Source organism: Micromonospora sp. WMMD712 (assembly GCF_029581295.1).
GTDB lineage: Bacteria > Actinomycetota > Actinomycetes > Mycobacteriales > Micromonosporaceae > Micromonospora > Micromonospora carbonacea.
The window spans coordinates 982,809-1,007,246 of record NZ_CP120743.1 but is presented as its reverse complement, the minus strand read 5'-3'; the positions used below and the strand labels follow the sequence as shown (position 1 = coordinate 1,007,246).

The 24,438-nt window shown below is 75.8% G+C and carries 20 protein-coding genes; 15 read left to right on the top strand and 5 right to left on the bottom strand.

The window, feature by feature from the left end:
• Positions 1 to 12 precede the first annotated feature (12 nt).
• The 4 genes from O7633_RS03990 to O7633_RS03975 all read left to right on the top strand — a co-directional run bounded on the left by O7633_RS03990 (position 13) and on the right by O7633_RS03975 (position 5,606).
• The gene (locus tag O7633_RS03990; RefSeq protein ID WP_282326092.1) at positions 13 to 2,247 is read left to right on the top strand and encodes a glycoside hydrolase family 9 protein; all 2,235 of its coding nucleotides are present in this window, start codon (positions 13 to 15) and stop codon (positions 2,245 to 2,247) included.
• A gap of 428 nt (positions 2,248 to 2,675) precedes the next feature.
• Complete coding sequence (locus tag O7633_RS03985) at positions 2,676 to 3,641, top strand: DUF5715 family protein (RefSeq protein WP_282326091.1); 966 nt, start codon at positions 2,676 to 2,678, stop codon at positions 3,639 to 3,641.
• Between the two features lie 3 nt (positions 3,642 to 3,644).
• Positions 3,645 to 5,246, top strand: a complete 1,602-nt coding sequence (locus tag O7633_RS03980; protein ID WP_282326090.1) for an asparagine synthase-related protein — start codon at positions 3,645 to 3,647, stop codon at positions 5,244 to 5,246.
• A gap of 126 nt (positions 5,247 to 5,372) precedes the next feature.
• Complete coding sequence (locus O7633_RS03975; RefSeq protein WP_043968931.1) at positions 5,373 to 5,606, top strand: DUF6289 family protein; 234 nt, start codon at positions 5,373 to 5,375, stop codon at positions 5,604 to 5,606.
• An 89-nt stretch (positions 5,607 to 5,695) separates the two neighbouring features.
• On the opposite strand, the gene O7633_RS03970 is transcribed toward O7633_RS03975, so the two are convergent.
• On the bottom strand, positions 5,696 to 6,961 hold the full coding sequence (locus O7633_RS03970; protein ID WP_278135593.1) for an SLC13 family permease: 1,266 nt from the start codon (positions 6,959 to 6,961) through the stop codon (positions 5,696 to 5,698).
• A gap of 150 nt (positions 6,962 to 7,111) precedes the next feature.
• On the opposite strand from O7633_RS03970, the gene O7633_RS03965 reads away from it, so the two are divergent.
• A complete protein-coding gene (locus O7633_RS03965; protein ID WP_282326087.1) occupies positions 7,112 to 8,113 on the top strand; it encodes a linear amide C-N hydrolase in 1,002 nt (333 codons plus the stop codon).
• Here O7633_RS03965 and O7633_RS03960 read toward each other — a convergent pair.
• Positions 8,110 to 8,367: a hypothetical protein gene (locus O7633_RS03960; RefSeq protein WP_282326086.1), complete on the bottom strand. Its 258-nt coding sequence runs from the start codon at positions 8,365 to 8,367 to the stop codon at positions 8,110 to 8,112. The two genes, O7633_RS03965 and O7633_RS03960, sit on opposite strands and share 4 nt — an antisense overlap.
• Positions 8,368 to 8,537: 170 nt before the next feature.
• Positions 8,538 to 9,572: a hypothetical protein gene (locus O7633_RS03955; RefSeq protein ID WP_282326084.1), complete on the bottom strand. Its 1,035-nt coding sequence runs from the start codon at positions 9,570 to 9,572 to the stop codon at positions 8,538 to 8,540.
• Positions 9,573 to 9,842: 270 nt separating this feature from the next.
• Here O7633_RS03955 and O7633_RS03950 point away from each other — a divergent pair, with 270 nt between their 5' ends.
• The 4 genes from O7633_RS03950 (at position 9,843) to O7633_RS03935 (ending at position 15,146) form a co-directional block, all read left to right on the top strand.
• The gene (locus O7633_RS03950; RefSeq protein WP_282326083.1) at positions 9,843 to 11,072 is read left to right on the top strand and encodes a sensor histidine kinase; all 1,230 of its coding nucleotides are present in this window, start codon (positions 9,843 to 9,845) and stop codon (positions 11,070 to 11,072) included.
• Complete coding sequence (locus O7633_RS03945; protein ID WP_282326082.1) at positions 11,069 to 11,734, top strand: response regulator transcription factor; 666 nt, start codon at positions 11,069 to 11,071, stop codon at positions 11,732 to 11,734. The genes O7633_RS03950 and O7633_RS03945 overlap by 4 nt, the downstream gene beginning before the upstream one ends.
• A 149-nt stretch (positions 11,735 to 11,883) precedes the next feature.
• Positions 11,884 to 12,672, top strand: a complete 789-nt coding sequence (locus tag O7633_RS03940; RefSeq protein WP_282326081.1) for an ABC transporter ATP-binding protein — start codon at positions 11,884 to 11,886, stop codon at positions 12,670 to 12,672.
• Positions 12,669 to 15,146 (top strand): ABC transporter permease, encoded by a 2,478-nt coding sequence (locus O7633_RS03935; protein WP_282326079.1) that lies wholly within the window; start codon positions 12,669 to 12,671, stop codon positions 15,144 to 15,146. The genes O7633_RS03940 and O7633_RS03935 overlap by 4 nt, the downstream gene beginning before the upstream one ends.
• 3 nt (positions 15,147 to 15,149) lie before the next feature.
• Here the strand turns inward: O7633_RS03935 and O7633_RS03930 are convergent, their stop codons facing one another.
• Together O7633_RS03930 and O7633_RS03925 are read right to left on the bottom strand one after the other, a co-directional pair.
• Positions 15,150 to 16,412, bottom strand: coding sequence for a nucleotide sugar dehydrogenase (locus tag O7633_RS03930; protein WP_282326077.1), 1,263 nt, complete (start codon positions 16,410 to 16,412; stop codon positions 15,150 to 15,152).
• 135 nt (positions 16,413 to 16,547) lie between these two features.
• Entirely contained in the window at positions 16,548 to 17,945 is a 1,398-nt protein-coding gene (locus O7633_RS03925) for a serine/threonine protein kinase (protein WP_282326075.1), read from the bottom strand.
• 551 nt (positions 17,946 to 18,496) lie between these two features.
• Between O7633_RS03925 and O7633_RS03920 the strand changes: the two genes are divergently transcribed.
• From O7633_RS03920 to egtD, 6 genes are all read left to right on the top strand, one after another.
• On the top strand, positions 18,497 to 19,126 hold the full coding sequence (locus O7633_RS03920; RefSeq protein ID WP_282326073.1) for an RNA polymerase sigma factor: 630 nt from the start codon (positions 18,497 to 18,499) through the stop codon (positions 19,124 to 19,126).
• Between the two features lie 15 nt (positions 19,127 to 19,141).
• Positions 19,142 to 19,954: a hypothetical protein gene (locus O7633_RS03915; protein ID WP_282326072.1), complete on the top strand. Its 813-nt coding sequence runs from the start codon at positions 19,142 to 19,144 to the stop codon at positions 19,952 to 19,954.
• Positions 19,955 to 20,079: 125 nt separating this feature from the next.
• Positions 20,080 to 21,315 carry an ergothioneine biosynthesis glutamate--cysteine ligase EgtA gene (gene egtA / locus O7633_RS03910; RefSeq protein WP_282326071.1) on the top strand — a complete coding sequence of 412 codons (1,236 nt, stop codon included), beginning with the start codon at positions 20,080 to 20,082 and terminating at the stop codon, positions 21,313 to 21,315.
• Positions 21,312 to 22,643, top strand: coding sequence for an ergothioneine biosynthesis protein EgtB (egtB, locus tag O7633_RS03905; protein WP_282326070.1), 1,332 nt, complete (start codon positions 21,312 to 21,314; stop codon positions 22,641 to 22,643). The genes egtA and egtB overlap by 4 nt, the downstream gene beginning before the upstream one ends.
• A gap of 25 nt (positions 22,644 to 22,668) precedes the next feature.
• A complete protein-coding gene (egtC, locus tag O7633_RS03900) occupies positions 22,669 to 23,418 on the top strand; it encodes an ergothioneine biosynthesis protein EgtC (protein WP_282326069.1) in 750 nt (249 codons plus the stop codon).
• 54 nt (positions 23,419 to 23,472) lie between these two features.
• Positions 23,473 to 24,438, top strand: coding sequence for an L-histidine N(alpha)-methyltransferase (gene egtD / locus O7633_RS03895; RefSeq protein WP_282326067.1), 966 nt, complete (start codon positions 23,473 to 23,475; stop codon positions 24,436 to 24,438).

The following is a 24,438-nucleotide window of genomic DNA, read 5'->3' as shown; positions in this document are numbered from 1 at the left end:
GGAAGAGGAACGATGCCCCTCCGCAAGCGCCCGGCCGCCATGGCGGCCGCCACCCTGCTCACGCTGAGCGCCCTGGCCGTCGTGCCGTCCATCGCGGCCGCCGCGCCCGACCCGGGCGGCCCGGTGAAGGTGAACCAGGTCGCCTACGTGCCCGGTGCCCCCAAGCAGGCCACGGTGGTCAGCACGTCGACCAGCCCGCTGGCCTGGACCCTGCGTAACGCCGCCGGCGCGACCGTCGCTTCCGGCCAGACCACCGTACGCGGCGCGGACGCCCTCTCCGGCGACAGCGTCCACGTCGCCGACTTCTCCGCCTACGACACCGTGGGCAGCGGCTACGTGCTGTCGGTCGGCGGGAACAACAGCCACCCCTTCGACATCTCCGCCGACGCGGTGCGCCGGCTGCGCACCGACTCGCTGGCCTTCTTCTACCACCAGCGCAGCGGCACCCCGATCGAGTCGCGCTACGTCGGCTCCCGCTACTCCCGGCCCGCCGGGCACGTCAACGTCGCCCCGAACCAGGGCGACAACGCGGTGCCCTGCCGCAGCTCCTGCGGCTACACCCTCGACGTGCGGGGCGGCTGGTACGACGCCGGCGACCACGGCAAGTACGTGGTCAACGGCGGCCTGGCCACCTGGCAGCTCCAGAACATCCACGAGCGTTCCCTGCACGTGGCCGGCGCCGACCGCGCCGGGCTCGCCGACGGCACGCTGGCGATCCCCGAGCAGGCCAACGGGGTGCCCGACGTGCTGGACGAGGCGCGCTGGGAGCTGGAGTTCATGCTGAAGATGCAGGTGCCCGACGGCCGCCCCTACGCCGGCATGGCGCACCACAAGATCCACGACCAGAACTGGACCGCGCTGCCGACCCGGCCGGAGCAGGACAGCCAGCCCCGGCTCCTCGCGCCGGTCAGCACCGCCGCGACCCTGAACCTGGCGGCGACCGCCGCGCAGGCGTCCCGGCTGTGGAAGCCCTACGACGCGACCTTCGCCGCGCGGGCGCTCGCCGCCGCCGAGAAGGCGTACGCCGCGGCGAAGGCCAACCCGAACCGGCTGGCGCCGGCCACGGACAACACCGGCGGCGGCGCGTACGAGGACAACAGCGTGGGCGACGAGTTCTACTGGGCGGCCGCCGAGCTGTACGCCACCACCGGGGCGGCCGGCTACCGCGCCGACGTGACCGGCTCGTCCTTCTATCGGGGCACCAGCTTCGCCAACCGCGGCTACGACTGGAGCTGGACCGCCGGGCTGGGCGACACCACCCTGGCCCTGGTGCCCAACGGGCTGCCGGCCGCCGACCTGGCCGCCACCCGGTCCGCGATCGTGGCCTTCGCCGACCGGCTGCTGACCCAGACCGCCCGGCAGGGCTACCCGGCCCCGGGCAGCGGCGACGGGACCTACTACTGGGGCTCCAACGGCGCCGTCGCCAACAACGGCAACGTCCTGGCCCTCGCGTTCGACTTCACCGGCCAGCAGAAGTACCGCGGCGGGGCCTACGCCGCCTACGACTACCTGCTCGGCCGCAACCCGCTGAACCAGTCCTATGTGGCCGGGTACGGCGAGAAGCCGGTGCGCAACGTGCACCACCGGTTCTGGGCCAACCAGAACGACTCCTCGCTGCCCACCGCGCCGCCCGGCTCGCTCGCCGGCGGCCCGAACAGCCAGCTCCAGGACCCGGTGGCCGTGGCCCAGCTCTCCGGCTGCAAGCCGCAGAAGTGCTACGTCGACGACATCGAGGCGTACTCGGTCAACGAGGTGGCGATCAACTGGAACTCGGCGCTGGCCTGGCTGGCGAACTGGGCGGCGGAGCGGGCGGGCACCGGCGGCACGCCGGAACCCACCCCGACGCCGACCGTCTCGCCCACCCCCACCCCCACCCCCACGGTCTCGCCCTCGCCGACCGTCTCGCCCACGACCACGCCGCCGCCGGCGGGGGGCTGCGCGGTGACGTACACGTCGAACGACTGGAGCAACGGGTTCAGCGGCAACCTGACCGTCGCCAACACGTCGGCGGCGACGTGGTCGTCGTGGCGGCTGACCTTCCGGTTCACCGCCGGCCAGCAGATCAGCCAGGGCTGGTCCGGGAAGTTCAGCCAGAGCGGCGCCGAGGTGACGGTGACCAACGAGAGCTGGAACGCCGTGGTCGCCCCGGGCGGCTCGGTGAGCCTGGGCTTCAACGCCTCGCACACCGGCGCCAACCCGGCCCCGGTGGGCTTCGCCGTCAACGGCACCGCCTGCGCGGTGCGGTGACCGGGTGACCCGGTGACGACGATGCCGGCCTGATCCGGGTCCGTCGCGGATCCCGCCCTTGCCGTGTCCAGTCGGTGAAGGGGGCTGCGGGATCGACGACGTTCGGCGAAACTGGTCAGGGGCCTCTTCCCGATCGGAATCGAGGCCCGGGCGGACGGCCGGGGTGCCGCACCCACCCCGGCCGTCCCGCTCCACCCGCCGCCGCGGTCGAAGCGGCGTGCGGCACCGGCGACCCGGCGGCGGCAGCGCGGGCAGGCGACGCTGCCCGGCCGGGCCCGGCCCGACGCCCGTTCCTCCCCGCTGCGGTTTCGCCCGCCCCCGGACGCGCGTTCGGGGGAGATGGGAGGAATGTTCGGTCTCTTCCGCATCCTCATGATTACGGTGGTTTCAGCCCAGCCGATCCGTGCCGTACGGGGGAGGACCCGACCATGCGAGTGCCCAGCCGAAGCTCCGGCCAGCAGCCCGGCACCTCCGTGGCGTCCACCGCCCCGGCGCGGCGCGTGCCGCGGGGCGTCGCCCCCCGCCCGGCCCCGCCGACGCCCGACCTCGACGCCTACCGGGCGGCCGTGACGGACCTGCTCGTCGAGGTCGGCGCGCTGGCCGACCCGGACTCGGCGGGAGCCCGCCAGGTGCTGCTCGACGAGCGGCTGCGCGAGCCGGCGATCGCCGCGGTGCTCGACGCCACCGGCCAGGGCCTCGTCGGCGCCCGGGAGACGCTGCTGCTGGAGATGGCCCGCTACCGGCCCAACCCGCGCAGCTCCGCCGGTGACCTGGCCGCCCTCGTGCGGATCTACCTGCTCTCCCGCATCGACGTGATGTGGTGGCGCGACGCCACCACCTTCATGACCGACGCGCAGGTCCACGCCAGCAACGAGCTGGTCGACCTGGAGTGGCTGCGCCGCCGCGACCTGCTCCGCTTCCGCTACCAGGAGCAGCCCGCCACCGTCGTCGGCCGCAGCGTGCGGGCGGTGCGCCGCCGGCTGCTGCCGGCCGCCCGGCCGCACACCGCCGGCCTGCGGTTCCGCCGGGCCCGGCGTGAGGTGATCGGCCTGCTCAACGACCTCGGCCGCGAGTTCGCCCGCAGCGCCCCGCCCGGCACCCCGCCGCTGTGGGTGACCAGCCTGGTGCGCAGCGCCGAGCACCAGCACCGGCTGCGCCGCCTCGGCTACGCCGCGATGGTGCCCAGCGCCCACTGCCTCGGCTACGCCGTCGACGTCGAGATGTCCTGGTTCCAGCGGTTCGGCGCCCGGGACGTGCTGGCCGGGCTGCTGCTGGCCCGGCAGCAGGCCGGGGAGGTCAACGTGGTCGACGAGGGGCAGGCCTGGCACGTGTGCCTCGCGCCCGCCGCCCGGGCGCGGTTCCGCCGCGCGTACGAGGCCGAGATGGGGGTCTGAGCCGTGTGCGGCATCGCCCTGAGCCTCGGCCCCGAGGCCGACCCGGCCACCTTCCGACGGATGCTGGCCGTCCTCGCACCGCGCGGCGAGGTGACCGAGACCCGCCGGGAGGCCGGCCTGCTCGCCGGCACCCGCCGGCTGCGGATCGTCGACCGGGAACGGGCGGTGCAGCCCTGGGTCTCCGCCGACGAGCGCCTCCTGCTCTGCTACAACGGCGAGGTCTTCAACCACCGGGAGCTGCGCGCCGAGCTGACCCGCCTGGGGCACGTGTTCCGCAGCGAGAGCGACACCGAGGTGGTGCTCGCCGCCTTCGAACGCTGGGGCGAGGAGGCGGTGCGGCGGCTGCGCGGCGAGTACGCCTTCGTCGTGGTCGAGCGGGCCACCGGCCGGGCCTACCTGGCCCGTGACCCGCTCGGGGTCAAGCCCCTCTACTGGTCCCGGATGCCGGGGTGCCTGCACCTGGCCAGCGAGGTCAAGGCCCTGGCGGGGCACGGCGCCCCGGTCGCCGAGGTGCCCCCGGGGCACCACGGCTGGGCCGAGCCGGGCGGCCACGTCCGGCTGCGCCCGTACGTCGACCTGCTCACCCTCGGCGACGGGCTGCCCGTGGTGGACGACCCGGACGAGGCCGCCCTGCTCGTCCGGGCCGCCCTCACCGACAGCATCCGGATGCGGCTGGACACCGACCTCACCGTCGGCGTGGTGCTCTCGGGCGGGCTGGACAGCTCCCTCGCCCTGCTGCACACCCACCTGCTGCACCCCGACTGCGTGGCGGTGACCGTCGGGGCGCCGGGCAGCCCCGACGTGGCGTACGCCCGGCGGCTCGCCGCCGACCTGGGGGTGCCGCACGAGGTGATCGAGCTGCGTCCGCGCGACATCCGGCTCGCCGACGTGCGGGAGGCCATCCGGATCTCCGAACTCACCGAGTACGGCGACATCATCAACGCCGTGGTCTCGGTGCCGATCTTCCGGCGGCTGCGCGAGCTGGGCGTCAAGGTCGTGCTCACCGGCGACGGCTCCGACGAGCTGTTCGGCGGCTACCCCATGTACCACCAGGTCGGCCCCGAGCGGGCCCCCCGGCTGTTCCTGCACCGGATCCGCAACCTGTGCCGTACGGAGTTGCAGCGGGTGGACCGCGCCAGCATGGCGCACGGGGTGGAGGCGCGGGTGCCGTTCCTCGACCTGAGCGTGGTGGAGCTGGCGATGCGGCTGCCGCTGGGGCTGAAGCTGCGCGAGGGCCAGGAGAAGTGGATCGTCCGTCGCGCGTTCGCCGACGTGCTGCCCGACTACGTGCGGCGGCGGCCGAAGAACCCGATGTCGTACTCCTCGGGGCTGCACGAGCGGGCCCGGCTCTACAAGCCGCTCTTCGCCCGGCTGCACCGCTCCTTCGGCTACCACCTGCTCGACCCGGTGCGCCGGGACTTCGACAGCGTGCTCACCCGCTGCGGCAACGACCTGGACCGGGCCATCGCCGACGGGCTGGCCCGGCCGGACTACACGGTGCTGGAGCACGCCCGGGACCTGGTCGGCGCGGCGAGGTGGAACGCCGCGCCGGTGGTCCGCCGGCTGGTCGGCCCGCGCGTCACCCGCCGGACCCCGGTCGGCTGAGGGCCCACCCCTACCGTCGTTGCCCCGCCCACCGTGGAGCATTACGTTGATCGATACACAGGCGGCCGGTGGGACGACGAGTCACCCCGGGCGTGACGCCCCACCCGTCGCCGGAAGGGGACTACCGTGATCCGCCGCGTGCTGCTGACCGCCGCCCTGGTGGGCGCCTCCGTGCTCGTCGTGCCGGGCTCGCCCGCGCAGGCCCGCGCCTGCCGGATCGACCACGAGTGCGTGACCACCTACTATGCCGACTCCAGCCACACCACGGTGCTGGGGGAGAAGTACGAGAGCTGTTCCGGCACGGTCTACACCTGGGGCGTCCGCTCCGGCTACCCGACCTTCGTCGAGAGCCCCTGCTGAGCCCGACGTCGGCGTGGTGGGGCGGCCGGACGGCCGCCCCACCACGCCCGGCACCGCACGTGGGGCCCCGTCGACGCGGTCGTCCCCGGTCAGCCGGTGAGCAGCAGCGCGCCCACGCCGGCGGCCGTCGCGCCGACGGCGAGCAGGGCCCCGGCGGCCAGGAACCGGCCCAGCGGCACGGCCACCCCGGCGGCCCGGCAGCGCTCGTACCACAGCAGGGTCGCCAGCGACGCCCACGGCGTGACCAGCGGGCCGGCGTTCGTGCCGATCAACAGGGCCAGCAGCCGGGTCCCGTCGCCGGGCGGGAGCACCGCCTCGCCCGCCACGTACGCCGGCAGGTTGTTCACGACGTTGGACAGCAGCGCGCCCGTGCCGCCGGCCCGCAGCGCGCCGAGCGCCCCGCCGTCCGGGCCGAGCAGCACGCCGACGACGTCGTCCAGGCCGTGCCGGCCGAGGGTCTGCACCACCAGGAACAGCCCGGTGACGAAGACCAGCAGCCGCCACGGCACCAGCGCCGGACGCAGCGCGGCCCGGTGGCGCGCGGCGAAGCCGGCCAGCACGAGCCCGGCGGCCGCCGCGGAGGCGATCCCCACCTCCACCCCGGCGAGGATCCCCGCCACGAGCAGCAGGCAGCCGACGAGCGCGATCCGGTACAGCACCCGATCGGCGGGGACGTGCGGCGTGGGCGCGACGAACCGCTCGACCCCGCGCCGCCCCCGACGCCAGTAGCCGAACCAGAGCAGCGCCATGGTGGCCGCGATCGTGGCGGCCTGCGGCAGCGCCATCCGCGCCGCGTACGACAGCGGGTCGAGGTCGATCCGGTCGGCGGCCAGCAGGTTGGTCAGGTTCGACACCGGCAGCAGCAGGCTGGCCGTGTTCGCCAGCCACACGGTCGTCAGCGCCAGCGGCAGCGGCGGCATGCCCAGCCGCCGCGCCAGCGCCAGCAGCACCGGTGTGAGCAGCACCGCCGTGGTGTCGAGATTCAGCGCGATCGTGGTGACGGAGGCGAAGCCGACGCAGAGCACGAACAGCGCCGGAAAGCTGCCCCGGGCGGCGCGGGCCAGCCGCCCGGCCAGCACGTCGAACACGCCGGCCACCGCCGTCAGCTCGGCCAGCACCACCACCGTGCCGAGGAACAGCAGCAGCGGCAGGATGCGCCCCAGGGTGGCCACGGTCTCGGCGCGCGGCAGCAGGCCCGTCAGCGCGCAGGCCGCCCCGAGCACGGCCAGGGCCAGCGCCACCCGGTCGAGCGGGTGCAGCCGGCGCAGCCGCCCCAGCGGCCGGCGTGGGGCGCGGCCGGTCGGTGCGGTCGGCTCGCCCCCGGTGCGTGCGGTCGGCTCGCCGTCAGGGTCCACGGCGGCTGATCCTCGCACGGCCGGCCGGTCATCCCGGCGGTCCGCCACGCCGCTGTGACCGGGCCCTCCCGCCGCCGCCCGGCGGGCCGGCCCGCCGGCCGCCGGGGCGTGGTGGACAACGGTCGATGGCTGACCTAGCGTTCAGCCATCATGCGTAGGACCTTCCTGGGTGCCGGCCTGGCCCTGCTGCTCGCCGCCACCGCCTGCTCCGCCCCCGAGACCGCCGCCGCCCCGCCCCCGACGCCGGCCGGCACGCCCACCGCGTCCCGGCAGGACCCGGCGCAGGCCGACCGGACCCTGGCCAGCCTGCGCCGGGTCGACGACCTGCCGATGTGGGAGATGACGTACGTCGGCGACTACGACCCGACCGTCGGCACCGACGCCGCGCCGCCCAGCCCGTTCGGCTGCTCGCTCTTCGCCGCCTCCGGCGACCCGGGCCGCCCCCTGTTCGCCCGCAACTTCGACTGGGACGCCAACCCGGCCCTGGTGCTGCGCACCGACCCGCCGGACGGGTACGCCACGGTCTCCCTGGTGGACATGTCCTACCTCGGCGTCGGCGCCGACCCCACCGGCGACCGCCGGCTGCTCAACGCGCCGCTGTTGCCGTTCGACGGGATGAACGAGCGCGGCCTGGCCGTCGGGCTGGCCGCCGACGACGGGGCCACCGTCCGCGCCGAGCCGGGCAAACCCATGGTCGGTTCAGTACGCATCCTGCGGCTGGTGCTCGACCAGGCCGCCACGATCGACGAGGCCGTCGCCGTCTTCGGCCGGCACAACCTCGACTTCGACGGCGGGCCCCCGCTGCACTACCTGCTCGCCGACGCCACCGGGGCCTCGGCCGTGGTCGAGTTCGTCGACGGCGCGATGCGGGTCGAGAAGGGGCAGGGCGGCTGGCAGGCGCTGACCAACGTGCCGGTGGTCGGCGTGCCCGAAGAACGCCGGCGCGCCGACCACCGCTACGGCGTGCTCGCCGCCGCCCTCACGAAGGCCGGCGGGGTGGTCGACGACCGGGCGGCGCTGGAACTGCTCAACGACGTGCGGCAGGGCCACACCCGCTGGTCGGTGACCTACGGCCTGCGCACCGGCGAGATCCACCTGCGCACGGCCGCGGGCACCGAGCGGGCGTACCGCCTCCCGGTGGCCCTGCCCTAGCGCGGCGTGGGGAGGCGCCGCAGATCGTTGAGGAGGTCCCGCACGGCTGGGGAGCGGGGGCCGGCGGAGGCGAGTTCGTCGTGGAGGCGGCGTAGGAGCGCGACGCTGCGTGCGGAGCTGACGGCGGGCAGGTGGCGCAGGGCGAGTCGGGCGGCGTCGACAGCGAGGTCGAGGTCGCCGGTGGCGTGGTGGGCGAGGCTGAGCCAGGCTCCGTGGCGTAGGGGCCCCCGCCCCGGCCGGGATTCCGGCCACACGGGCGGTCGCGTGACGGGATGTCGGGCAGGTGGGGGTATCCAACGGGACGGGATACCGCTACCTGCCCGACATGAGGCTGAGTCACCCGGTCAGCCGCGTCGTACCGGTGTGGCCGGCGGGCCGGAGGGGATCCCGGCCCCCCGGCCCTCCGGTCCGCCGACCCGCCCGGTCAGCCCTTGCGGGGCTCGAAGGTGTAGTCCACCCCGCCGACGTCGAAGCTCTCGCCGAGCTTGCTCGCCGGGCCGACCTGGACGACCTGGAGGGTGTACGCCTTCTGGAGCGCCTGGCTGGTGGTGAAGCTGAGCTTGACCACCGGCCGCTCCTCCGGCTTGATCAGCAGGCCCTTGATCTGCGCCTTGTACGGGTCGACGACCTGCACGGCGCTGCGGCCGACGACCTGGATGCCCTCACCCTGACCGCCGGCGGCCCGCCAGCGCTCGAACAGCTCCGGCCCGAGGTCGGCGATGATCTTGACGCCGGGGGCCGGCTCGCCGAGCGGCCGGAACGCGAGGTCGAACGGGGCCGGCTCGGCCAGGGCGTTCGCCATGGCGAACGGGCGGTCGCTGATCACGCCACTGCCGCCCGCCGGGACGGTGCTGGCGTTCTTCCAGGCGATGTTGTTGTTGTACTGCGTGTTGATGGAGGTCGCGGTGCCCTCGAACAGCATCGGGTCGGTCGCCGACTCCCAGCGCAGCAGCAGGCAGAAGTGCCCGATGGAGGGCACGTTCGGCCAGGCGATCGACGTCGTGGTGACGCCGGGCGCGACGGGCAGCGTCTTGGAGCCGATCGGCGTCCAGTGCATCGGCCAGTTCGCCGCGCCACCGGCGGTGGTGTAGTACGCCTTCAGCGTCCCGTTCCCGATTCCGGAACCGTACGGGCCATTGTTCCGCAGGTTCACGAAAATGTAGCTCGTCGATCCGACGATCGGGTTCGTGTGCGACGCGCACTCGACCGCGGTGGGGCAGATCTTGATGTCCGGGCTGTTGAAGAACGAGCTGTAGATGGCCCCGTGCGGCTCGAACCCGGTGTCCGACGCGATGTCCTTCATGTAGACGTCGGTGCGGGCGTTCGCGGTGAAGTCGCCCTTGTCGAGCGCCGCCGTGGCGGTGCCGCTCACGGAGAACGCGAGCGCGGCGGTCAGCAGGGCCCCGAACAGCAGGCGGGCCGTGCGCCGCGGGCGTGGACGTGCCAGCGCGATTCTCATGTGCTGATTCCCCTTCGATGGTGGTGATGGGCCGAACGGCGAGGAATTGCTCCGGTGGCCCGGCGAGACAACTGTATGACAGTGGTCACCATAAATGGAACGACCGAGATTGACGATTGCTCAAAGGGCGTCCGCATTTGCCGGGGAGGTGGCAATTCCCGGATACGGCGGAACGTGAATCTGAGAAATGCGGCCCGCGAGGTATCAACGGCGGCGCAGGCGACTCCTGTACACCCTGGCCCTCTCTCGGACCCGCGCCCCGTACGCTCGGTGACCGTGAGGCGGATCCTGTTCGGCCTGCCGTTGCGGAGCGTGGCCTTCGACGTGGCGGTCTCCGGCTTCGTCGGGCTGATGGGCCTGGCCGGAGCGGCCAACCAGCCCGGCGGCTGGTGGGCCACCGGCGTCGGGGCGGCGATGGCCCTCGTCCTGCTGTTCCGGCGCGCCCACCCCTCGGCGGTGGGGGCGGCGGTCGCCCTGCTCGCCGGCGTCCAGGTGGTCGCCGGGTGGGGCCCGCTGGTCTTCGACGTGGCGGTGCTGATCGCCCTCTACAGCGTGGTGAAGTACGCCGAGAGGCTGGCCGCCGGCGTCGTCGCCGGCGTCGTCGCCGCCGTCGGCGTGGTGCTCGCCGCGCTCCAGACCGAGGCGGCCGTCGCCTGGTGGGCCACGGCGATCTGGTTCGCGCTGATGACCGGCGCGGTCTGGCTGATGGGGCTGAACGTGCGCACCCGCCGGCTCTACGTGCTCAGCCTGGAGGAGCGCGCCGCGACCCTGGAGCGGGAGCGGGAGGCCGAGTCCCGCGCGGCGGTGGCCGAGGAACGCACCCGCATCGCCCGCGAGCTGCACGACGTGGTGGCGCACAGCATGGCCGTGATGATCGTGCAGGCGGACGGGGCCCGCTACCTGTTCGACCGGGACCCGCAGACCGCCCGGGAGGCGGTGCGGGTGGTGGCCGACACCGGCCGGCAGGCGCTGGAGGAGATGCGCCGCCTGGTGGGGGTGCTGCGGGAGACGAGCAGCCCCGAGCCGGGGGCCGGGCCGGACGGCGCGCCGGCCCCGGCGCTGGCGGCGGAGCCGACGCACCGCCGGCCGGCCCTGGTGGAGCTGCCCGAGCTGCTCGACCGGTTCCGCGCCGCCGGGCTGCGCGTCGACGCGACGGTCACCGGCGAGCCGCCGGCCCTGCCGCCCGGCCTGGAGCTGACCGTCTACCGGGTGGTGCAGGAGGCGCTCACCAACGCCCTCAAGCACGCCGGCGTCGGCGCGACCGTCACGCTGGGCCTCACCCACACCCCCGACGCCGTCGTGGTCCGGGCCGTCGACGACGGGCGGGGCCGGCCCGTGGTCCGGCCCGCGCCGTCCGGCGGTCACGGCCTGGTCGGCATGCGCGAGCGGGTGACCGTGTACGACGGCAGCCTCACCGCCGGCCCGACGCTGGCCGGGGGGTGGCAGGTCGAGGTGCGGCTGCCGCTACCGTCGAGCACCGGGACGGAGGTGGCGGCATGACGGTCCGCGTGGTGATCGTGGACGACCAGGCGCTGGTGCGCGCGGGGTTCCGGATGGTGCTGGGTTCCCAGCCCGACCTGACCGTCGTCGGGGAGGCCATCGACGGGGCGGACGCGCTGCGGGTGCTCGACCGCGTCGAGGCCGACGTGGTGGTCATGGACATCCGGATGCCGACCATGGACGGGGTGGAGGCCACCCGGCGGATCTGCGCCGGCCGGCCCGGCGACGGGCCCCGGGTGCTGGTGCTCACCACCTTCGACACCGAGGCCGACGCGTTCGCCGCCCTCCAGGCCGGGGCGAGCGGCTTCCTGCTGAAGAACGTGCCGCCGGAGGAGCTGCTGGCCGCGATCCGGGTGGTCGCCGAGGGCGACTCCGTGGTGGCCCCGTCGATCACCCGCCGGCTGCTGGACCGGTTCGCCGACCAGCTCGGCCCCGGCCCCGCCGCCGACCCCCGGCTGGCCCAGCTCACCGAGCGGGAGCGCGAGATCCTGCTGCTGGTGGCGCAGGGCCTGTCCAACGCCGAGATCGCCGCCCGGGTGCACGTCGCCGAGGCGACCGTGAAGACCCACGTGGGGCGGATCCTGGCCAAGCTGCGGCTGCGCGACCGGGTGCAGGCGGTGGTGCTGGCGTACGAGAGCGGCCTGGTCACCCCCGGCGGCTGAGGAGCGGGTACGCCCCAGGTCGTACGGGGCCGGGCCGCGGGGACGCCTCCGGGCGCAGGCGGGCCGGGCGCACGGGTGGACGCGGCGGGCCGGCGTCGCCCATAGCGTCGACGGTGTCCGCAACCACCACCCGCACGGGGAGCACCGACGTGTCCGTACCACCTCCCGCGTTCGCCGCCGCCGGCGTCGCGGTCACCGCCCGCGGCCTGCGCAAGGAATACGGCGTCGGCCCGGCGCGGGTCGTCGCCCTCGACGGCGTCGACGTCGACTTCGCCGCCGGCCGGTTCACCGCCATCATGGGCCCGTCCGGCTCCGGCAAGTCCACGCTCATGCACTGCCTCGCCGGCCTCGACCGGCCCACCGCCGGCACCGTACGCATCGGCGACGCCGACACCGGCGGCCTCGACGACCGGCGGCTCACCCTGCTGCGCCGCGACCGGATCGGCTTCGTCTTCCAGAAGTTCAACCTGCTGCCCGCGCTGACCGCCGAGGAGAACGTCGTGCTGCCGCTGGCCATCGCCGGCCGCCGCCCCGACCCGGCCTGGTTGCGCCAGGTCGTCGCCGCCGTCGGGCTGACCGACCGGCTGCGGCACCGGCCCGCCGAGCTCTCCGGCGGCCAGCAGCAGCGCGTCGCCGTCGCCCGCGCCCTGATCACCAAGCCGTGGGTGATCTTCGCCGACGAGCCCACCGGCAACCTCGACTCCCGCTCCGGCGCGGAGGTGCTGCGGCTGCTGCGCGAGGCCGTCGACACCCTCGGCCAGACCGTCGTGATGGTGACCCACGACCCGACCGCCGCGGGCCACGCCGACCGGGTGGTCTTCCTCGCCGACGGCCGGCTGGTCCGCGAGCTGGTCGCGCCGACCGCCGAGGCGGTCCTGGACGCGCTCGCCCGCCTCGATGCGGCCCCGGCCGGCGCGGCGACGGGGGTCCGGCGGTGACCGGGCTGACCCTGCGCACCATGCGCGCCGACGCGCTGCGGCTGCTGCTGTCGGCGCTGGCCGTGGTGCTCGGCGTCGCGTTCGTCGCCGGCACCCTGATCCTCACCGACGGGATGAAGCGCGGCGCGTACGAGCGGGCAGGCGTCTTCGACCGGCACACCGACGTCGCCGTCAACGCCGGGGAGGACCCGATCCCGCCCGCCCTCGTGGAGCGGGTGCGCGCGGTCGACGGGGTGCGCGCCGCCGCCGGGGAGCTGACCGGCAGCGGCGGGGTCGTCGGCTCCGACGGCCGGCCCGTCCTCGGCTACGCCGTCGTCGCCGCGATCCCCACCGAGGCGGCCCTCCAGTCGTACGACGTGGTGGCCGGGCGGCTGCCGCAGCGCACCGGCGAGGTGGTCCTCGACGCGCCGACCGTCGCCGAGGAGGGGTTCGTCCTCGGCGGGCCGGTGCGCGTGGGCGGCAGCGGGGGCGCGGCCCGCGCGTACACCCTGGTCGGCACGGTCGACGTGGCCGGCACCGCCCGGGACGTCGGCGGGCCGTTCATCGGCCTGGCCGGGCCCGACGCCCTGGCCGTGACGCAGCAGGAGGGCTACGGGCGGATCATGGTGGCCGCCGCGCCGGGCGTGCCGGCGGCGGAGCTGACCGGGCGGGTGGCGGCCGTGGCCGGCGGCGGCGTGACGGTGCAGGACCGCCGGGCGGTCCTCGACGCCGCCGTCGACGACGCGGTCCGCGACCTGAGGCAGTTCAACCTGCTCCTGCTCACCTTCGCGGCGGTGGCCGTGGTGGTGGCCGGGTTCGTCATCGCCAACACCTTCGCCATCGTGCTCGCCCAGCGCACCCGGCGCACCGCGCTGCTGCGGCTGGTCGGGGCCACCCGGGGGCAGGTGCTGCGGGCGACGCTGCTGGAGGCGGCGGCGACCGGACTGGCCGCCTCGGCGCTCGGGGTGGCGGTCGGCGCGGGCGTCGCGGTCGGCCTGGACGCCCTGCTGGCCGCGTTCGACGTGCCGATGGCCGGGGCCGGGATCGCCGTCACGGCGTCGACCGTGCTGGTCTGCCTGCTGCTGGGCACCGTGCTCACCGTGGCCTCCGCCGCCGTGCCCGCCTGGCGGGGCTCCCGGGTCGCGCCGGTGGCCGCGCTCACCGACGCGGCGGTGCACGCCACCCGCGGGGCCGGCCGGGTGCGGCTGGCCGTGGGCGCGCTGGTCCTCGCCGCCGGGGCGGCGGCGCTCGGGTCGGCCGGCGTCGTCGGCCAGCTTCCGCTGGTCGCGGCCGGCGGGGTGCTGGCGTTCTTCGGCATCGTGCTGTTCGGGCCGGTGCTGGTGCCGGCGCTGGTGCGCCTGCTGGGCGTCCCCGCGCGCCGGCTGTTCGGGGCGACCGCCGGCCTGGCCGTGGCGAACGCCGTGCGCAACCCGCGCCGGATCGCCGCGACCGCCACCGCGCTGGTCATCGGCATCGGCCTGGTGTCGGCGTTCGTGGTGGGCGCGGGCAGCGCCAAGGCCAGCATCGAGCGGGTCGTGGACCGGGAGATCGGGGTCGACGTCGTGGTCGTCGGCGTGGGCGGGAGCCTGCCCGGGCCGCTGGTCGACGAGTTGGCCGCCCGCCCCGAGCTGGGCGTCGTGCACGAGCTGCGCGGCCGGGTCAGCGACGGGGTCGAGCTGCGGACCGCCCACCCGGCGCTGGTCGGGCGCACCCTGACGGCCGTGGACGCCGGTGACGCGGGCCGGCTCGGCCCGGGCCGGGTGCTGGTGCACCGGGAGCTGGCCCGGGCGCGGGGCTGGTCGGTCGGCGACACCGTCACCCTGGCCGGACAGCCGTTCACCGTGGCGGCCGTCGTCGCCGCCGGGTCGGCGTTGGCCGGTGGCTCCGTGCCGGCCGGGCACGTGGTCGACGTGGTCGACGCCGACTTCTCCCGCCTCTTCCCGGCCGAGCGCGGCCATCTCGCCGAGATCGACCCGGCCGCCGGGGTGAGCGCCGAGCGGGCCCGCGAGGTCGTCGAGTCGGTGGTGGCCCGCTACCCGACGGCGAACCTGGTGGACCAGGCGACGTACAAGAAGTCGCTCACCGGCACGATCGACATGGTGCTGGCGTTCGTCGTCGCCCTGCTCGGCCTGGCCGTGGTCATCGCCCTGGTCGGCGTCGCCAACACGCTCAGCCTGTCGGTGGTGGAGCGCACCCGGGAGAACGCGGTGCTGCGCGCGGTCGGGCTGACCAGGGGCCGGATGCGGGCGATGCTCGCCGTGGAGGCGGTGCTGACGGCGCTGGTCGGCGCGGTGCTCGGGGTGGGCCTCGGCACCGGGGTCGGCGCGGGCGCGATGGCGGTGGTCACCCGGCTCAGCGGCGAGTTCACGCTGGTGCTGCCGTGGGGACGGCTCGGGCTGGTCCTCCTGGTGGCGGTGCTGGCGGCGTTGGCGGCGTCGGTCCTGCCGGCCCGCCGCGCCCTCGCCCGCCCGATCGTCGCCTCCCTTGGCGACTGAGCGTCAGAGGCGTTCGACCGTCGGGCCGTGGCAGCGGTTGCGGGTGTCGAAGACGTACCGGGCGTGCCGCACCACCAGGTCGTAGTCGAGGCAGTCGTGGTCGGTCACCACCACCACGGCGTCGGCCGCGCGGATCTCGCGTTCGGTCAGGCCGACCACGACCACGCCGCCGGGCAGGTGGTGCGGCTCGGCGTACGGCTCGACCGCCCGGACCTCCGCGCCGAGGTCCTGGAGGCGGCGGGCCACGTCGACGGCGGGGGAGTCCCGCATGTCGCCGGTGTTCGGCTTGTACGCCAGCCCGAGCAGCAGCAGCCGGGCCCCGCTGACCGCCCGGCCGGCCCGGTTGAGCCCGTTCATGATCCGTCGGACGACGTGCTCGGGCATCTCGTGGTTGACGTCGTTGGCCAGCTCGATGAACCGGAACTGCCGGCCCAACCGGCGCTTGACCTGCCAGGACAGGTAGCACGGGTCGATCGGCAGGCAGTGCCCGCCGACGCCGGGGCCGGGGCGGAACGGCATGAACCCGAACGGCTTGGTCTCGGCGGCCTCGATGGCCTGCCACACGTCGATGTCGAGGTGGTGGCTGAGCATCGTCAGCTCGTTGATGAGCGCGATGTTGACCTGGCGGAAGGTGTTCTCGATGAGCTTGGTCAGCTCCGCGACCCGGGTGGAGTCCACCGGCACGGTCCGCTCGACCAGCCGCCGGTAGAACGCGTCGACCCGCTCCCGGGAGGCCGCGTCGACGCCGGAGACCACCTTCGGGGTGTTCTCCAGCTTCCACACCGGGTTGCCGGGGTCGATCCGCTCCGGGCTGTAGCCGAGGTGGAAGCCGCCGGGGGCGGTCAGCCCGCTGGCCGACTCCAGCAGCGGCCGGAGCAGCTCCTCGGTGGTGCCGGGGTACGTGGTCGACTCCAGGATCACCGTGCAGCCCGGCCGCAGGTACGGCCCGATCCCGCCGCCGGCCTGCTCGACGTAGCTCAGGTCGGGCACCCCGTCGCGCAGCGGGGTGGGGACGGTGATCACGCAGATGTCGAAGCCCTCGGCGTCGGCGTACTCGGTGCTCGGGCGGTATCTGCCGCTGCCCAGTGCCCGGCCGAGCCGGTCGGCGGGGATGTCCTCGACGAAGGACTCGCCCGAGGCGAGGCGCTTGACCCGGTCGGCGTTGACGTCGAGGCCGACGACGGCCATGCCCGCCTCGACGGCGCGCATGGCCAGCGGCAGGCCCACGTATCCCTGGCCGATGACGACCAACTTCTCAGCGCTCACCCGGGACTCCCGCAGCAGACGACGGAACGTACATCATCGTCAGCTTAAGTGAGCTTCTGGGTTTTAAGTCCGATTTGATGAAGGTGGGGCCGGTGGGGTCGGCCCCACCGGCCGGATCCGGCGGACCCGGCCGGGTCAGTCCCCCTGGGCCGGCGGGTCGGCCGGGGTGCTCGCGGTGGTCGGCGGCGGGTCGGCCGGGGTGCTCGCGGTGGTCGGCGGCGGGTCCACCGGCGTGCTCGCCGTCGTGGGCGGCGGGTCGACGGGCTTGGTGGGCGGCGGGCCCGTCGGTTCCGGCGCGGGCGACTCGCTCGGCTGCGGGGTCGGCGTCGGGGTGACCGACGCCGAGGGGCGGCCCCCGCCCGGCCGGAACGTGCGGTCCGGGTCGCCCGTGGCGTCCTCGGTGGCGGCCGGGTCGTCGGAGCCCTGCGTCGGGTCGGCCGCCGGGGCGGTCGGCCCGTAGTTCGTGGCGGGGGCGTTGGCGTTCGTCGCGGCACCGAGCGCCGCGGCCAGCGCGATCCCGGCGACCGCCACCGCCGCGAGCGCGCCGATCAGGGTGCCACGGCGGCCCGGGCGGCCGGTGAGGGTGCGCACCGGCGCGGCCGTCGGCCGCACCGGCGGCAGGTCGTCGCGGGTGCTGTCCAGCCTGTCCCGGGCAGCGGGCGGCCGGCGCGTCGACACCGGCACGGTGCTGGTGGGCGCGGAGCTGTCGGCGATGGTGGCCCGCGCGGCCTCCGCCATCGCCGCGCCGGTCGCGTACCGTGCCGCCGGGTCCTTGGCCAGGGCGCGGGACACCAGGTCCCGCACCGGCCCGGGGATGTCGGCCGGCAGCTCCGGCGGCTCGTCGTCGAGGTGCCGCACGGCGACCTGGAGGGGGTTGTCGCCGGTGAACGGCGGCCCGCCGGTCAGGCAGCAGTAGGCCACCGCGCCGAGGGCGTAGATGTCCGTCGCCCCGGAGACCGGTCGGCCCGCGGCCTGCTCGGGGGCCATGTAGAGCGCGGTGCCCGGCACCGCGTTGGTGCTGGTGATGCTCGTGACGTTGGTCGACCGGGCGACCCCGAAGTCGACCAGGACGACGGTGCCGTCCTCCTGCACCAGCAGGTTGCTCGGCTTGACGTCGCGGTGGACGATGCCGCCGGCGTGCGCCGCGTGCAGCGCCTGGGCGGCCTGGGCGACGATCGACATGGTCTCGGCCACGCCGAGGTGCCCCGCCGCCTCGATCCGCCGGGACAGCGGCTCGCCCTCGACGAACTCCATCACCAGGTAGTCGGCCCGCCCGCCGCTGGGCAGGTCGTCCTCGCCGCAGTCGTAGACCTGCACGATGCCGGGGTGCCGCAGGGCGGCCATGATCCGGGCCTCGGCGCGGAACCGGGCGATGAAGTCCGGGTCGGAGACCAGCGCCGGCAGCAGGACCTTGACCGCGACCCGTCGGCCGAGGACCTGGTCCGTGGCCCGCCAGACGTCACCCATGCCGCCGGTGGCGACACGGTCGTCCAGGCGGTACCGACCGCTGAGCACGACTCCCGAAGACAACACAGCAATACCGTACCCAGAGCGAGCCCGGCTCACCTCCTGCGCTCCGGCCGTGCCGGGCGGGCCGAGGGGGTGGCCGGGGCGGCCGGGCGGCCCGTCGTCCGGGTGGCCCGTGATCGACTCGCGACCGCCCGTCACGGGTCGGCCGGGACGATGGCATGGCCTGGCCGAACGGCGGGGGCCCCGGTGGGCCCGTCCGGCCCGCGTCGTCGGTGGCGTCCGCGGCCCGCTTCGTGTCACATCGACTCGCCGGGTCCACCGCTTGATAATTCTCACTCTTTCTGCGGGACGCATCGCCTTGTCCGCCCGGCACCCCGCTCCTAGCGTTAGCGCGGCTCGGGCCAGCCAGGCTCCCCGGACGGGTCACGCCCGCCGACGGCCGCGCCGGGTGGTGACCGCACGCGCCGCCCGGGCGCGTACGGTGTCGGGCGTGATCAGGGTCAGCGGGGGGCTGATGGTGCGGGAGGAGGTCCGACCGCCGGGCCAGGACGGTGCCGTGCGTGTCTCTTCCGACGGGCCACCCGCCGCCCCCGGCCGGTGGGAACGGCGTACCCATGACGAGTGAACTGAACGAGGCGGTCGTCGCGGCGCAGGCCGGCGACGAGGACGCCTTCCGGTTCCTCTACCGCAGCCTCCAGCCCGGCCTGCTGCGCTACCTCACCGCGCTGGTCGGCGCGGACGCCGAGGACGTGGCCTCGGAGACCTGGCTGCAGATCTCCCGGGACCTGCCCACGTTCACCGGCGGGGAGTTCCGGGCCTGGACCGTCACCATCGCCCGGAACCGGGCCATGGACCACCTGCGCCGGCAGCGCCGCCGGCCCTCGCTGCCCGTGCCGGTGCAGGCGCTCAGCGACCTGGCGGGCGACGCCGACACCGCCGAGCGGGCCGGCGAGACCCTCGGCACCGAGGCCGCGCTGGCGCTGATCGCCACCCTCCCGCCCCGGGAGGCCGAGGCGGTGCTGCTGCGCGCGGTGATCGGCCTGGACGCCGAGAGCGCCGGGCGGGTGCTCGGCCGGCGGGCCGGCGCGGTGCGCACCGCCGCCCACCGGGGGCTGCGCCGCCTCGCCACGCTCCTCCAGCGCCAGGACCCGACCCCGGAGGCCGCCCCGCCCGCGCCGTCGCCCCGCCCCCGCCCCGGCCGGCCGGCGTCCGGCGCGCCGTACGTCGAGCAGGCGGACGGCTGACGTGAGGGGAAACCGATGAGCTTCCGGCAGCCCGACCGGCCGGACCTGCCCGCCGACCGGGCGGAGTCCGACCGGCTCCTCGACGCCGCGCGCGATCCCCGCGCGGGCGACGCCGGCCGTCCCGCCGACCCCCTGACCGACCTGCTCGCCGCGGCGGCGGCCCCGGCCCGCCCCGGCGAACTCACCGGTGAGGAGGCGGCGCTCGCCGCGTTCCGGGCCGCGCGCGCCGCGCCGGCGTCCGCCCCCGCGCGCCCGCCCCGGCGGCGTGCCCGGGGGATCGGGGCGGTCGCCTGGATCGGGGCGGTCGCCGCCACCGCGACCGCCGGTGTCGCCGTCGCCGCGGTCGGCCTGGACCGCCCCGACGACGCCCCGCGCCCGCCCGTCCCGGGCACCGCGCCCGCCGACCCCGGCGTCTCGGGACCCACCGGGGCGGGACCCACCGGCTCGGGGCCGACCGGCGGCTCCTCCGCCCCCGGCGGCGGGGACGCCACGCCGGGCGACGCCGGGCCGGGCGCGTCCCCCGGGGCCGCGCCGCCGCCGACGCCCGGCCGTACCCCCGGGCCGGACGGCACCGGGGCCGCCGCGAATCTGCCGGGGCTGTGCCGGGCGTACCTGGCCAAGCCGGCCGCGCAGCGCGCGAAGGCGCTGACCACCCCGGGATTCGCGCCGCTGGTCGACGCCGCCGGCGGTGCCGCCGAGGTGGAGGGCTACTGCCGACGCCTGGTCCCCGACGCCGGTCCCGCGGATCCGCCGGCGGCCCGCCCCACGCACACCGGTCGACCGGCGTCGAAGGCCACCCCCGCCCCGGACCCCGCCGACCAGGACTGATTCCCGAAACACCTGTTACGGCAAGGCGAGCGGAATTCGTCTGCTAGACAGAAGATGGTCGCAGCGCGGACGCCGGGGCCGGGAAGGGTCAGGCCGTTCCGCCCCGACCGAGGGAGGATCGTCTCGTGGTCACGTCACCGGAGCTGGACCGGACCACCCCGCTGCGAGAGGTGGACGACGCGGTCCGGCACATCGCCAGGATCTGCTTCAAGACCGGCCCACCGACCCGCACCGGTGTCGAACTGGAATGGACCGTGCACGACGCCGCCGACCCCACCCGCCCCGTGGACCGGGAGCGGCTCCGGGCGGCCCTGGGGCCGCACAGCCCCACCACCATCCACGACCCCAGCCCCGCCGCACCGCTCCGGCACGGCAGCGCCGTGACCGTCGAGCCCGGCGGGCAGCTCGAGATCTCCACCGCGCCGCGCTCCTCGGTCGCCGCGCTGGTAGACGCCACGAACGCCGACATCGCCCAGGTCACCGACCTGCTCGGGGCCGCGGGCCTGATGCTCGGGCGCACCGGCATCGACCCGTGGCGGCCGCCCCGGCCGGTGGTCGACACCCCGCGCTACCGCGCCATGCGGTGCGTGTTCGACCGCCACGGCCCCGCCGGCCGGACCATGATGTACAGCACCGCCGGGCTCCAGGTCTGCCTGGACGCCGGCGAACCGGACCAGGTCGCCGCCCGCTGGGCAGCGGCCCACGCGGTCGGTCCGCCGCTGCTCGCCGCGTTCGCCACCGCCGACCGGCACGCCGGGCGGCGCACCGGGTGGGCGTCCGCCCGGATGGCCGCCTGGCTGGCCATCGACCCGGCCCGCACCCGCCCCGTCTGGTCGCCGCAGCGCCCCGACGCCGACCCGGTCGCGGCCTGGACGGCGTACGCGCTGGCGGCCCCGCTGCTCTGCCTGCGCGACGACGCCGCCGACTGGACGCCGCCGCCCGGGGTGACCTTCGGCGACTGGATCGACGGCGCGCTGCCCAGGCCGCCCACCACCGACGACCTGGACTACCACCTGAGCACGCTGTTCCCGGTGGTGCGTCCCCGTGGCTACCTGGAGATCCGCTACCTCGACGCCCAGCCGGGGCCGGACTGGCGGCTGCCGCTGGCGGCGCTCGCCGCCCTGCTCGCCGACCCGGCCACGGTGCGCCGGGCCACGACCATGGCCACGCCGGTCGCTGACCGGTGGCACGAGGCGGCCCGGCACGGCCTCGGCGACCCGCCGCTGGCGCGGGCCGCCGTCGGCCTGCTCGACCTGGCGCTGGCCGCCCTGCCCCGGCTGGACCTGCCGGCCGACCTGCACGACGAGACGACCCGGGGACTACGGCGGCGGCTGGCCGCCGCGGAGAGGGGATCGCGGTGACGACCATCCACGAGCTCGGCGCGGAGCAACTGCGCAGCCGCATCGCCGCCGAGCTGGCGCGCGCCCGGGCCAGGACCGCCGGGCTCACCGAGGCCGTCGACGACGCCGACCTGCTGCGCCAGCACTCGCCGATCATGTCCCCGCTGGTCTGGGACCTCGCCCACGTGGGCAACCAGGAGGAGCTCTGGCTGGTCCGGGACGTCGGCGGGCGGGAGCCCGTCCGCCGGGACATCGACGACCTGTACGACGCGTTCAAGCAGCCCCGCCGCGACCGCCCCGCGCTGCCGCTGCTGCCGCCCGCCGAGGCCCGCGCCTACCTGGCCACCGTGCGGGACAAGGTGCACGACCTGCTCGACCGGGTGCCGTTCACCGACCGGCCGCTGGTCGCCGACGGGTTCGCCTTCGGCATGATCGTCCAGCACGAGCAGCAGCACGACGAGACGATGCTCGCCACCCACCAGCTGCGCGTCGGCCCGCCGGCGCTGCACGCCCCGGACCCGCCGTCGCCGCGCGTGCGGGTGGCCGACGAGGTCTTGGTCCCGGCCGGGGAGTTCACCATGGGCACCTCCACCGACCCGTGGGCGCTGGACAACGAGCGCCCCGCGCACCCGGTGGACCTGCCCGCGTACGTCATCGACGCCGCACCCGTCACCAACGGCCGCTACCGCGAGTTCATCGCCGACGGCGGGTACGACGACCCGCGCTGGTGGAGCGAGGCCGGCTGGGCGCACCGCACGAAGGCCGGGCTGGCCGCCCCGATGCACTGGCGGCGCGACGGCGACGGCTGGGCGTACCAGCGGTTCGGCCGGTGGTCGCCGGTGCGCGACGACGAGCCGGTGGTGCACGTGTGCTGGTACGAGGCGCAGGCGTACGCGGCGTGGGCCGGCAAGCGGCTGCCCACCGAGGCGGAGTGGGAGAAGGCGGCCCGCTGGGATCCGGCCACCGGCCGGTCCCGCCGCTTCCCGTGGGGCGACGAGGAGCCGACCGCCGAGCACGCGAACCTCGGGCAGCGGCACCTGTGGCCCGCGCCGGTGGGCGCGTACCCGGCCGGGGCGTCGCCGCTGGGCGTGCACCAGCTCATCGGCGACGTGTGGGAGTGGACGTCCAGCCCGTTCCGGGGGCACCCGGGGTTCGCCGCGTTCCCCTACCGGGAGTACTCGGAGGTGTTCTTCGGCGACGACCACCGGGTGCTGCGCGGCGGCTCCTTCGGCACCGACCGGGCCGCCTGCCGGGGGACGTTCCGCAACTGGGACTATCCGATCCGGCGGCAGATCTTCAGCGGCTTCCGCTGTGCCCGCGACGCCCGACCCGACGAGTCGGGCCGGTGAGGGCCGGTCACCCCGGGGCCGTCTGATGTGCCGGCACCTGGCGTACGTCGGGCCGCCGGTGAGCCTGCGCGCCCTGCTGTACGACCCGCCGCACTCCCTGGTGCGGCAGTCCTGGGCGCCCCGGGACATGCGGGGCGGCGGGACCGTCAACGCCGACGGCTTCGGCGTCGGCTGGTACCCGCCCGGCGGCGGCGAGCCGGTGCGCTACCGGCGCGGCACGCCGATCTGGGGCGACGCCACCCTGCCGGGGCTGGCGGCGGCGACCACCAGCGGCGCGGTGCTGGCGGCCGTCCGGTCCGCCACGGTCGGCATGCCGGTGCTCGACACCGCCGCCGCCCCGTTCGCCGAGGGGCCGTGGTTGTTCAGCCACAACGGGGTGGTGCGCGGCTGGCCCGACGCGGTGGCCGGGCTCGCCGGCCGGCTGCCCGTACGCGACCTGCTGACCCTCGACGCGCCGACCGACTCCGCGCTGCTGTGGGCCCTGGTGCGGCACCGGCTGCGGGCGGGCGAGGACCCGGCGCGGGCGGCCGCCGCCACGGTGGCCGGGGTCGGGGCGGCGGCCCCCGGGTCCCGGCTCAACCTGCTGCTCACCGACGGGCGCACCGTCGTGGCCACCGCCGTCGGCCACGCCCTGTCGCTGCGGCTGGCCCCGGGCGCGGCGCTGCTGGCCTCGGAACCGCACGACGACGACCCCGGCTGGCAGGCGGTGCCGGACGGGCGGCTGGTGGTGGCCACGGCGGCGGGGGCGCGCGTCGACGCGCTGCCCGCCGGCTGAGCGGCGACCGGCCCGCACGGTGGGGAACGACACGACCGACGGAGGGGACACCCGATGAGCGCGGAACCGCTGGAGATCTACCTGGAGGAGCAGGACCTGGGCCGGAGCCTGCGCGACGACGTCCGCACGGGGCTGACCGCGCGGCCGAAGTGGCTGCCGCCGAAGTGGTTCTACGACGCGCGGGGCAGCGAGCTGTTCGAGGAGATCACCCGCCTGCCGGAGTACTACCCGACCCGGGCCGAGCGGTCGGTGCTGGCACGGCGGGCCGGCGACGTCGCCGAGCTGACCGGGGCCAAGACCCTGATCGAGCTGGGCTCCGGCTCGTCGGAGAAGACCCGGCTGCTGCTGGACGCGTTCACCCGGCGCGGCGGGCTGGGCACGTTCGTGCCGCTGGACGTCTCGGTCAGCGCGCTGCGGCAGTCCACCGAGCAGATCGCCACCGACTATCCCGGCCTGCGGGTACGCGGCATCGTCGGTGACTTCACCCGTCACCTCGACCGGCTGCCCACCGGTGGCCGGCGACTGGTGATCTTCCTCGGCGGCACGATCGGCAACCTGCTGCCGGCCGAGCGGGCCGGCTTCCTCGCCGCCATGCGTGCGTCCCTGGAGCCCGGTGACTGGCTGCTGATCGGCACCGACCTGGTCAAGGACCCGTCGATCGTCGTCCCCGCCTACGACGACGCCGCCGGGGTGACCGCCGAGTTCAACCGCAACGTGCTGCGGGTGGTCAACCGGGAGCTGGGCGCCGACTTCGACCCGGACGCGTTCGCGCACGTCGCGCTCTGGGACCCGGAGCAGGAGTGGATCGAGATGCGGCTGCGGGCCGAGCGGCCGGTCCGGGCCCGGGTGCTCGACCTCGACGTGGAGTTCGCCGCCGGGGAGGAGCTGCGGACGGAGGTGTCGGCCAAGTTCCGCCCGGCGGGCATCGCCGGGGAGCTCGCGGCCGCCGGCTTCACCGCCCGGGAGTTCTGGACCGACGCCGACGGGCTGTTCGGCGTCACCCTGGCCCGCGCCGACTGA